General features: G+C 74.5%; 9 protein-coding genes and 1 riboswitch. Of the genes, 3 read left to right on the top strand and 6 right to left on the bottom strand.

Annotated elements, in window-relative coordinates; genetic code table 11:
* Positions 1-91 precede the first annotated feature (91 nt).
* The 5 genes from AB0G13_RS32560 to AB0G13_RS32540 form a co-directional block, all read right to left on the bottom strand.
* Complete coding sequence (locus AB0G13_RS32560; protein WP_357882866.1) at positions 92-829, bottom strand: amino acid ABC transporter ATP-binding protein; 738 nt, start codon at positions 827-829, stop codon at positions 92-94.
* 2 nt (positions 830-831) lie between these two features.
* On the bottom strand, positions 832-1,605 hold the full coding sequence (locus AB0G13_RS32555; protein WP_357882863.1) for an amino acid ABC transporter permease: 774 nt from the start codon (positions 1,603-1,605) through the stop codon (positions 832-834).
* 40 nt (positions 1,606-1,645) lie between these two features.
* Positions 1,646-2,500 carry an ABC transporter substrate-binding protein gene (locus AB0G13_RS32550; RefSeq protein WP_357882861.1) on the bottom strand — a complete coding sequence of 285 codons (855 nt, stop codon included), beginning with the start codon at positions 2,498-2,500 and terminating at the stop codon, positions 1,646-1,648.
* 108 nt (positions 2,501-2,608) lie between these two features.
* The gene (locus AB0G13_RS32545) at positions 2,609-2,740 is read right to left on the bottom strand and encodes a hypothetical protein (RefSeq protein ID WP_357882858.1); all 132 of its coding nucleotides are present in this window, start codon (positions 2,738-2,740) and stop codon (positions 2,609-2,611) included.
* A gap of 32 nt (positions 2,741-2,772) precedes the next feature.
* Positions 2,773-2,884: riboswitch (SAM riboswitch) on the bottom strand.
* An 85-nt stretch (positions 2,885-2,969) separates the two neighbouring features.
* Positions 2,970-3,701 (bottom strand): RraA family protein, encoded by a 732-nt coding sequence (locus AB0G13_RS32540; RefSeq protein ID WP_357882855.1) that lies wholly within the window; start codon positions 3,699-3,701, stop codon positions 2,970-2,972.
* Between the two features lie 232 nt (positions 3,702-3,933).
* Between AB0G13_RS32540 and AB0G13_RS32535 the strand changes: the two genes are divergently transcribed.
* Positions 3,934-5,190 carry an MFS transporter gene (locus AB0G13_RS32535; protein ID WP_357882852.1) on the top strand — a complete coding sequence of 419 codons (1,257 nt, stop codon included), beginning with the start codon at positions 3,934-3,936 and terminating at the stop codon, positions 5,188-5,190.
* A gap of 88 nt (positions 5,191-5,278) precedes the next feature.
* Positions 5,279-6,127, top strand: coding sequence for an SPFH domain-containing protein (locus AB0G13_RS32530; protein ID WP_357882849.1), 849 nt, complete (start codon positions 5,279-5,281; stop codon positions 6,125-6,127).
* Positions 6,128-6,145: 18 nt separating this feature from the next.
* Here the strand turns inward: AB0G13_RS32530 and AB0G13_RS32525 are convergent, their stop codons facing one another.
* Positions 6,146-7,705 (bottom strand): ATP-binding protein, encoded by a 1,560-nt coding sequence (locus tag AB0G13_RS32525; protein WP_357882846.1) that lies wholly within the window; start codon positions 7,703-7,705, stop codon positions 6,146-6,148.
* Positions 7,706-7,977: 272 nt separating this feature from the next.
* On the opposite strand from AB0G13_RS32525, the gene AB0G13_RS32520 reads away from it, so the two are divergent.
* Positions 7,978-9,018 (top strand): serine/threonine-protein kinase (locus tag AB0G13_RS32520; RefSeq protein WP_357882843.1); only part of this gene is annotated, 1,041 nt, incomplete at its 3' end.

Here is a 9,018-nt window from a genome sequence, read left to right as displayed (position 1 = left end):
CGCCCCACCACCCGGTGGGAAGTCGCTCGCCCACACGGCGAGGATCCACAACACTCCACCGGAAACCCGGTGAACGTTAGTGGACACCGCACTAGAGGACCTGGGAGAGGAAGCGGCGCAACCGGGGGTGCTCCGCCCGCTCGAAGATCGCGGCCGGCTCGCCGGCCTCCAGCACCACGCCGCGATCCATGAACGCGACGGTGTCGGCGACCTCGCGGGCGAAACCCATCTCGTGGGTGACCACGACCATCGTCATGCCGCCGGCGGACAGCTCGGCCATCAGCCCGAGCACGCCCTTGACCAGCTCGGGGTCCAGGGCGGAGGTGGCCTCGTCGAAGAGCATCACCTGCGGGCGCAACGCCAGCGCGCGGGCGATCGCGACCCGCTGCTGCTGCCCGCCGGACAGGTGCGCCGGGCGGGCGTCGGCCTTGGCCGCCAGCCCCACCAGCTCCAGGTGCTCGCGGGCGAGGGCCACCGCCTCGTCCTCGCCGAGCTTGCGGATGCGGCGCAGCGCGAGGGTGACGTTGCGCAGCACGCTCATGTGCGGAAAGAGGTTGAACTGCTGGAAGACCATGCCGATCCGCTGCCGCAGGGCGTCCGGGTCGTCGCCCAGCACGCTGCGCCCGTCCAGCAGCACGTCGCCGCGGTCGGGCTCGATCAGCCGGTTGATCGTGCGCAGCAGGGTGGACTTGCCCGACCCGGACGGCCCGATCACGCAGGCCGTCGCCCCGCGCGCCACGTCCAGGTCCACCCCGCGCAGCACCCGGTTCGACCCGAAGGCCAGGTGCACGTCGCGGACGCGCAGGCTCACCGAGGTCGTCGTGTCGATGCTCATCGCTGGTTCCCTCCCGCCGCTCCCGGCAGCGCCAGGTCGAGTTCGTCGTCACCGGGCGCGGTGGCCTGCCGGCCGTGCCGCAGCCGCCGGTCGATCCAGTTGACGGCGTGCGTCAGCGGGACCGTCAGCGTCAGGTAGAACAGCCCGGCCAGCAGCAGCGCCGACTGGTTGCCGGTGTTCGCCGCGTAGTCCTGCCCGATCCGGAACAGCTCCCGCTGGCTGGCCAGCAGGCCCAGGAAGTAGACCAGGCTGGAGTCCTTGATCAGCGCGATCAGCTGGTTCACCCAGGCCGGCAGCACCCGCCGGATCCCCTGCGGGACGATCACCAGGCGCATCGCCTCGCCCCAGGACAGGCCCAGCGCCCGGGCCCCCTCCAGCTGCGCGGCCTCCACCGACTGGATGCCGGAGCGGAAGATCTCGCCGATGTAGGCCGCCGCGATCAGCGACAGCGCCAGGATGCCCAGGGGGTACGGGTTGGGCCCCCACACCTGCATCCCCAGCGGCGCCAGGCCGACTCCGATGAGCAGGATCGTCGCCGCGGCGGGCAGGCCACGGAACACGTCGGTGTAGACCCGCGCCGGCCACCGCAACCATCGGGTACGCGAGATTCCCGCGACGGCCAGCGCCATGCCCAGCACCGAGCCGAGCAGGGCGGCGGAGATCGCCAGGATCAGCGTGTTGGGCAGCCCCACCGTCAGCATCTCGGGCAGCGCCTCGCGCATGGAGTCCCAGTCGAAGAAGGTCTCCCACAGGGTGCTCAACGGATCCATCGTCTCTCCTACCGCCCCGCTCGCTCGTCGTCGCTACGTCTCAGGAGGTGGCCGACGCCGAGGGCACCGGGACCGTGCCGCTGCCCGGCTTGAAGTCGGCCGGGATCGGGCGCCCCGGGTAGTACTGGGCCTGCAGGCGGCTCCACGTGCCGTCCGCGATCACCTCGTCGAGACCCTTGTTCAGCGCCTCGCGCAGCTTGTCGTTGCCCTTGGCGAACGCGTACGCCGTGGGGGCCGGGCTGAGCAGCTTGGCCGCCACGGTGATCTTGCCGCCGCTGTCGGCGGCCGACTTGTCACCGATCTCGGCGGGGGCGATCCAGGCGTCGGCCGTGCCGGCCTTGAGCTGGTTGATCGCGCCGTTGTAGTCGGGCACGCGCACCGGGTTGAGCCCCTCGCCGGTGGCGTAGTCGTCCTGGACGGTGCCCTGCACGACCACGACCCGCTTGCCGGCGAGTTGGTCGAACCCGGTGAGCGACGAGCCGGCCGGCACGTCGAGTCCGAAGTAGCCGAAGTCGTAGCCGTTGCCGAAGTCGACGGTCTTCTTGCGCGCCTCGGTGATCGTGATCGAGGAACTGCCGACGTCGAACTTGCGGTTGTTGACCTGGGAGAGCAGGGCGGAGAAGTCCGTGCCGACGAACTCCACCTTCAGGCCGACCTTCGCCGCGACCGCGGTGAGCAGGTCGTTGTCGAAGCCGGTGAACTTGCCGTCCTTGAGGTAGACGTTCGGCGGGGCGTCGGTGAGCGTGCCGGCGCGCAGCACGCCCGGCTGGAGCAGGCCGTACGGGTTGTCGGCCGCGCCGGTCGCGTCGTCGCCGCAGGCGGTCAGGGTGGTGGCGGCGAGGACGGCGGCCACGCCGAGGGCGGCGGCCCGGGTGAGGGAGGAAAGGATTCGCACAGGTGTCTCCGAATGAGGTGTTCCGGCGGCGGGCACGGGCGTGCGGCGCCGGCGGTGCGCCCGCTGGGCGTACCGCTGGGATGGTTCCTGGAAAGAGGGGTGGCGCGCCTAGCGCGCGTCGCCGGGGCGACAGGAGGTGGCGCAGACCCGCATCGTGTCGATGTGGCGGCGCCGGGTCAGCGCCGGCGACGGCGGTGCCACGGCGGGAACCGCCGGTGGGGCGCAGATGCGGATGGACATGGCTCTCCTCGGTCGGTGTCGACCTGGGAACCAGGCCGCGCTTGCACCGGAGCCGCTCCGGTGCCTGGTCCTCACCCGGGGCACCCCTGCGCGGACGAGGGTTGCCGGCCAGCGAGCCGGGGCTTGACGCTGGCGCTCATGACCTGCCGACGAGGCTAGCAGCCCGCCCCGGTGCGCCGTCCAGCCGCTATGACCACCCTCACGCGCGCCGCCCCGGGTGGTCCCCCGGTCACTCCTCGATCGCCCCGCCGACCTGCCGCAGGTGCTGCCGGAAGGTGTGGCCGGGCTCGGCGGCGCGGCGGGTGAGGTAGTCGGCGAAGGCGGTCTGCTCCCGCAGCGTCTCCCCGGCGCGGATCCGCCGCGCCTGGACCCGCTCGACGGTCCCGATGCGCTCCGCCGCCGCGAACAGCTCGGAAGCCCGCCCGGCGGGCAGGAACAGCACCCCATCGTCGTCGGCGACGACGAGGTCGTCGACGGTCACCAGGTGCGGCCCGACCCGGGCGCTGGTGAGCGTCTCCGGCTCCCGTGGGTCCAGGCGGGCCGGGCCCGCCGGCAGGCTGCCGTAGCTGAAGACGGGCAGGCCGATCTCCACCAGCTCCGGGGTGTCGCGGTGCAGCCCCCAGACGACGAGGCCGGCGATCCCGGCCGCGACGCCCTCCAGCACCGCCAGGTCCCCGACGCAGGCCTCGTCGGTCCGGCCGCCGTTGTCGATGACGAGGACGTCGCCGGCGGCGGCGTTGCCGTACGCCTCCAGGAACACGTCCACGCTGCCGTGGTGGCGCACCGGCAGCACCCGGCCCACGAGGCGGTGACCGGGCACGACCGCCCGGATCCCGGCCGGCGCCACGCGCGAGGGCACGCCCAGGCGTACGCAGGCGTCGGCGATCAGCGGCGTGGACAGGTCGGCGAAGCGCTCCCGCATGACGTCCTCCCGGCGGCGCGGCGAGTCGTGGGCCGTCATCGTAGGGAGCACGGGTGGTGGCGCGGCGAGGTCCAATCCGGTCCCGCTGGCCCGGACCTAGACTGTCCACGTGATCCCGCTCGACGCCGTCGCCGCCGCCTACGGCCGCTGGATCACCCCGGACCTGCCGTTGTACGGCAACGACCACGAACGCTCCGACTTCGCTCCCTGACCGGCCCGGTGCTGCGCCGTCCTCCGGTCCACCTCCGCCACGATCCGGGAGCGATCCGTCATGCCCATGCCCGACGACACCGAACTCGTACCGTCCGCCGAGCGTCCACGCGCCGGCGGACGACCCACCGACCCCGACCCCGCCGACACCTCCGCTCTCGCCGTGCTCCGGGCGCCGCAGACCGCCCGGGTCCTGGCGGCCAGCCTGCTCGGCCGGATCCCGCTGGGCGCGGCCCCGTTGGCCCTGCTGGTGTTCGCCCGCGAGACGATGACCCTGACCGTCGCGGGCCTGCTCGTCGGCGCGTTCACCGCCGGCACCGCGGTGGGCCAGCCGATGCTCGCCCGGATGGCGGAGCGCTGGCGGCAGCCCCCGGTGCTGTGGCTGGCCGTGGCGGCCTCGACGATCGGCTTCGCGCTCACCGCCGCGCACGTGAACCTGCCGGTGACCGTGCTCGCCGCCGCCCTGGCCGGGGCGGGGGCGCCGCCCTTCGAGTCGTGCCTGCGGGTGCTCTGGCGCGACCTCCTCCCCGCGCACCGGGTGCAGACCGCGTACACCCTGGACATCGCCGTGCAGGAGGCGATCTTCATCCTCGGCCCGGTGGTCACGCTCGCCGCCGTGGGCCTGGCCGGCCCGACCGGCGGCCTGGCCGCCGCCGCGCTCTTCCAGGCCGCCGGCACCGCGTGGTTCGCCACGACCGACGCGGTCCGGCGCTGGCGCGGCGAGCCGGCGGTACGGCACTGGGCCGGGCCGCTGCGGGCCGGCCGGCTCCGGCTGATCCTGGCGGCACTGCTGCTGGTCGGCGCGGCGGTGGGCAGCGTGACCGTCGCCGCGACCGGGTACGCCGAGTCGGCCGGGGCCCGTTCCTGGGCCGGCTGGCTGCTCGCCGCGCAGGCCACCGGGGCGCTGGTCGGCGGCCTGCTCTACGTGCGCTTCGGCGGGCTGCGCCGGTACGCCACCCTGCCGCGCGCCGTCGGGGTCTTCGCCGCCGGCTACCTGCCGTTGCTGCTCACCCCGGCCCCGGCCGTGATGCTGGCGCTGATGGCGGTCAGCGGACTCGCGCTTCCGGCGCTGCTCACCATCGCCTTCGTGGCGATCGACGACGTGGCGCCCGCCGGCACGGTGGCCGAGGCGTTCGCCTGGGCGGCGACGGCGTTCTCGGTCGGCAGCGCGGGTGGCGCGGCGGCGGCCGGGGCGCTGCTGGACGCGGCGGGGCAGGTGACCGTCGGCTTCCTGATCGCCCCGCTGAGCGCCGCCGCGGCGTGCGGGATCGCGCTGGTGGCCGCTCGCACGTACGGCCGCGGCGGGTCGGCGGGCTGATCCGAAGGCCGGGCACCGGCTGCGCGGGACTACTTCCCGGCGCAGCGGGAAAGGGGCGGCCCGGGGAGCCGAACGGATCGGGGGTGCCGTGGAAGCGGTCGTGGTCGGCGTGGTGATCGTGATCGCGCTCGTGCTCGTCGGCGCGCTGAGCGTCCGGCTGGTACAGCAGTACCAGCGCGGCGTCGTGTTCCGCTTCGGCCGGGTGTTGACGCCGGTGCGGGAGCCCGGCCTGCGGCTGATCGTCCCGGTCGCCGACCGGATGGTCCGGGTCAGCATGCAGACGACCGTGATCGGTGTGCCCCCGCAGGGGGCGATCACCCGGGACAACGTCACCCTCACCGTCGACGCGGTGGTCTACTACCGGGTCGTCGACCCGGTGAAGGCGCTGGTCAACGTCCGGGACTACCCCTCGGCCGTGCTCCAGGTGGCGCAGACCGCCCTGCGTTCGGTGATCGGCAAGGCCGACCTGGACACCGTGCTGGGCGACCGGGACCGGGTCAACGCCGAGCTGAAGGCGGTCATCGACGCGCCCACGGAGGAGCCGTGGGGGCTGCTGATCGAGCGGGTCGAGGTCAAGGACGTCGCGCTGCCCGAGGGGATGAAACGGTCGATGTCCCGCCAGGCCGAGGCGGAACGCGAACGCCGTGCCCGGGTGATCGCCGCCGACGGCGAGTACCAGGCGTCCCGCCGCCTCGCCGACGCGTCCCGGGCGATGGCGAGCACGCCGGGGGCCTACCAGTTGCGGCTGCTCCAGACTGTGGTGGACGTGGCGGCGGAGAAGAACAGCACCCTGGTGATGCCGTTCCCGGTGGAGCTGCTGCGCTTCTTCGACAAGTTCACCCGCGACGCGGAGCCGCCGGCGGAGCGCCCGCCCGCCGGGCCGCCGGAACCCGCCGCGCCGGTGACCGGCGACGGCCACCGGCACCCCCGGGCCTGAGCCGGGCGGCGGGAAGGCTCAGGCCGTGGCCGCCGACTCCGCCGCCGGCTCGCCCGGCTGCCCGGGTACGACCGCCGTCGACACCCGTGGCATCGTGAACACGAAGCGCGTCCCGTCGCGGTACGCCTCGTCCAGGCTCAGCGTCCCGCCGTGGAACTCGACGACCTTCTTGCACACCGCGAGCCCGATGCCGGTGCCCGGGTACGCGCCCCGGGGGTGCAGGCGCTGGAAGATGACGAAGATCTTCTCGGCGTACCGGGGGTCGATGCCGATGCCGTTGTCCTCCACCGCGAAGGACCACCCCTCCTGGGTGTCCGTCACCGTCACCCGGATCAGCGGCGCCCGGTCGGGGCTGCGGAACTTGACCGCGTTGCCCAGCAGGTTCTGCCAGAGCAGGGTCAGCAGGGTCGGCTCGCCCCGTACGGTGGGCAGCGGGTCGCGGGTGATCGTCGCGCCGGACTCCTCCACCGCCCGGGACAGGTTCGCCTCGGCCTGCGCGAACACCTCGGCCAGGTCGACCTCCCGCAGGTCGCCGTAGACCCGGCCGATCCGCGAGAAGGTGAGCAGGTCGCTGATCAGCTCCTGCATCCGGCTCGCGCCGTCGACGGCGAAGCCGATGTACTGCCGGGCCCGGTCGTCGAGCTGGTCGGCGTAGCGGCGCTCCAGCATCTGGCAGAACGACGCCACCTTGCGCAGGGGCTCCTGCAGGTCGTGCGACGCGACGTACGCGAACTGCTCCAGGTCCTCGTTGGAGCGGCGCAGCTCGGCCGCCTGCTGCTCCAGCGCGTCCCGGTCGTGCTGGCTGCGCTCCCACGCCTCCACCACCGCGCGGCGCATCGTCTCCACGTCGCTGGTCAGCCGGGCGATGTCGGCCGGGCCGTCGGGCCGCAGCCGGTGCCGGAAGTCGCCGCCGGCCACCTGCCGCACCGAAGCGCCCAGCCGGTCCAGGGGCCGCAGGACCCTCGTGCGCACCAGCACGGATCCGACGATCCCGCACAGCAGCAGGGCCGCCAGGACCGCCACGAAGGTCAGGTCCCGCAGCGCCCGGGCGGCGTCGAGGTCGTCCCGGCCGGCGTCCCGGATCCCGTCCAGGCGGCCGACCAGCCCGCTCAGCTCGGCGCGGACCGCCGTGAAGGTCTCCGCCTCCCCGGTCACCAGCAGCGCCAGCTCCTCCGGCGTCCCGCCGGCCTGCCGGGAGGCGACCAGGCGCTCGGCGAACTCCGTGCGCCAGCGGTCGGCCAGCCGCTGCGCCCGGTCCAGGTCGCCCAGCGCCTCCGGCTCGTCGGCGAGCAGGCCGCGCAGCCGGGACATGGTCACGCGTTCGCTCTCGACGCCCTGCCGGTACGAGTCGAGGAACCGCGGGTCGCCGGTGACGACGTGGCCGCGCACGGCCGCCGCCTGGACGAGCAGGCCGCTGTCGAGCTGGCCGACCGCCGTACGGGCCGGGGCGACCCGGTCGGCGAGGTCGTTGGAGACCGCGGCGGTGTGCCGCAACGCGGCGGCGCCGGCGCCGCCGCCGAGCAGGACCAGGACGGTCATCGTCAGCAACAGGACAGTGAGCCACCGACGGGTCGTCATCGGCCGACGGGTCGCTGCCTCGGGAGTCGCCTCGCTGCCCACGGCCTGCACCTTAGTCGAGTCGGCGGGGCGGGAGCGCGGGCGCGCGGCGCGCTTGCCGGCGGGTGCTACCAGTGGCGTGTGTCCGTAACCGACCATGCCGCCACCCGCCGGGACGTCCCGGACGTCCGGGGGCCGGAAACAGCCGTTGCGCCGATGGCCGCGCCGGCTCCCGCGACCACAATGACCCCCGGAGGCGGCCCCACCGCCCCCGCAGCCGGGGAGGAGAACGCGTGACGGGCTGGCAGGTCTCCGGCTACCGGCCGGTGCGGCAGCTCGGCGCCGGCGCGTCCGGCCGGGTGGACCTCGCCGTGCACGACGCGACGGGCACACCGGTCGCGATCAAGTACCTCACCGGCGGGATCGGCGACGATCCGGCGTTCCGCACCGCGTTCCGCGCCGAGGCCCGGCTGCTCGCCGGGATCGACGACCCGCACGTCTCCCGCCTCTACGAGTACGTCGAGTCGCCCGGCGGCGCGGCGATCGTCATGGAGCTGGTCAACGGCGTGTCCCTGCGGCAGATGCTGCGCGCGCACGGAGCGACGACCCCGGAGTCGGCGCTCTGCGTCCTCAAGGGCTCGCTGGCCGGGCTCGGCGCGGCGCACGCCCGGGGCGTCGTGCACCGCGACTACAAGCCGGAGAACGTGCTGGTCACCGCCGAGGGCACCAGCAAGCTGGCGGATTTTGGCATCGCCATGCCGGTGGGCGAGAGCTCGGGCGTCAGCGTCACCGGCACCCCCCGCTACATGGCGCCCGAGCAGTGGACGGGCGCGCCGGCAAGCCCGGCCTGCGACATCTACGCGGCCACCGCCACCTTCTACGAGTGCCTGACCGGCCGGCCGCCCTTCGACGGGCGGGACCTGCTCACCCTGCGCCAGCAGCACGCCCGCGCACCGGTCCCGACCGACCCGGCCCCCGAGCCGGTGCACGACCTGCTGCGGCACGGCATGGCCAAGCAACCGGCCGAGCGGCCGCAGCCCGCCCAGGTCTTCCTCGCCGTGCTGGAGCGGGTGGCCGCCGAGGCGTACGGGCCGCGGTGGGAGGAGCGCGGCCTGCGCGAGCTGGCCCGGCGGGCGGCCCTGCTCGCCGCCCTCCTCCCGTTCCCGGACGGCACCGGCGGGGCCACCAGCCTGGCCAGCACCGCGTTCGGCGAGGAGTCGGGCCGGTGGACGTGGCTGCGGTCCGGCCGCGCCCGCGCGGCGCTGGTCGGCGGCGGGCTGGCGGCGGCGCTGCTGCTCGGTGGCGCCGGGCTCAGCTACGTCGGCCGCGGCGAG

The sequence above is a fragment of the Micromonospora sp. NPDC023633 genome (assembly GCF_040640035.1).
In the GTDB taxonomy this organism is placed as follows: Bacteria; Actinomycetota; Actinomycetes; order Mycobacteriales; family Micromonosporaceae; genus Micromonospora.
Note: the sequence above shows the minus strand (reverse complement) of the source record. Positions and strands in the feature narration are given on the sequence as shown.

Coding starts and splice junctions, on each gene's coding strand:
- AB0G13_RS32535 (WP_357882852.1), top strand. CDS start 3,934: ATGCCCATGCCCGACGACACCGAACTCGTACCGTCCGCCGAGCGTCCA.
- AB0G13_RS32540 (WP_357882855.1), bottom strand. CDS start 3,701: ATGACGGCCCACGACTCGCCGCGCCGCCGGGAGGACGTCATGCGGGAG.
- AB0G13_RS32545 (WP_357882858.1), bottom strand. CDS start 2,740: ATGTCCATCCGCATCTGCGCCCCACCGGCGGTTCCCGCCGTGGCACCG.
- AB0G13_RS32525 (WP_357882846.1), bottom strand. CDS start 7,705: ATGACGACCCGTCGGTGGCTCACTGTCCTGTTGCTGACGATGACCGTC.
- AB0G13_RS32555 (WP_357882863.1), bottom strand. CDS start 1,605: ATGGATCCGTTGAGCACCCTGTGGGAGACCTTCTTCGACTGGGACTCC.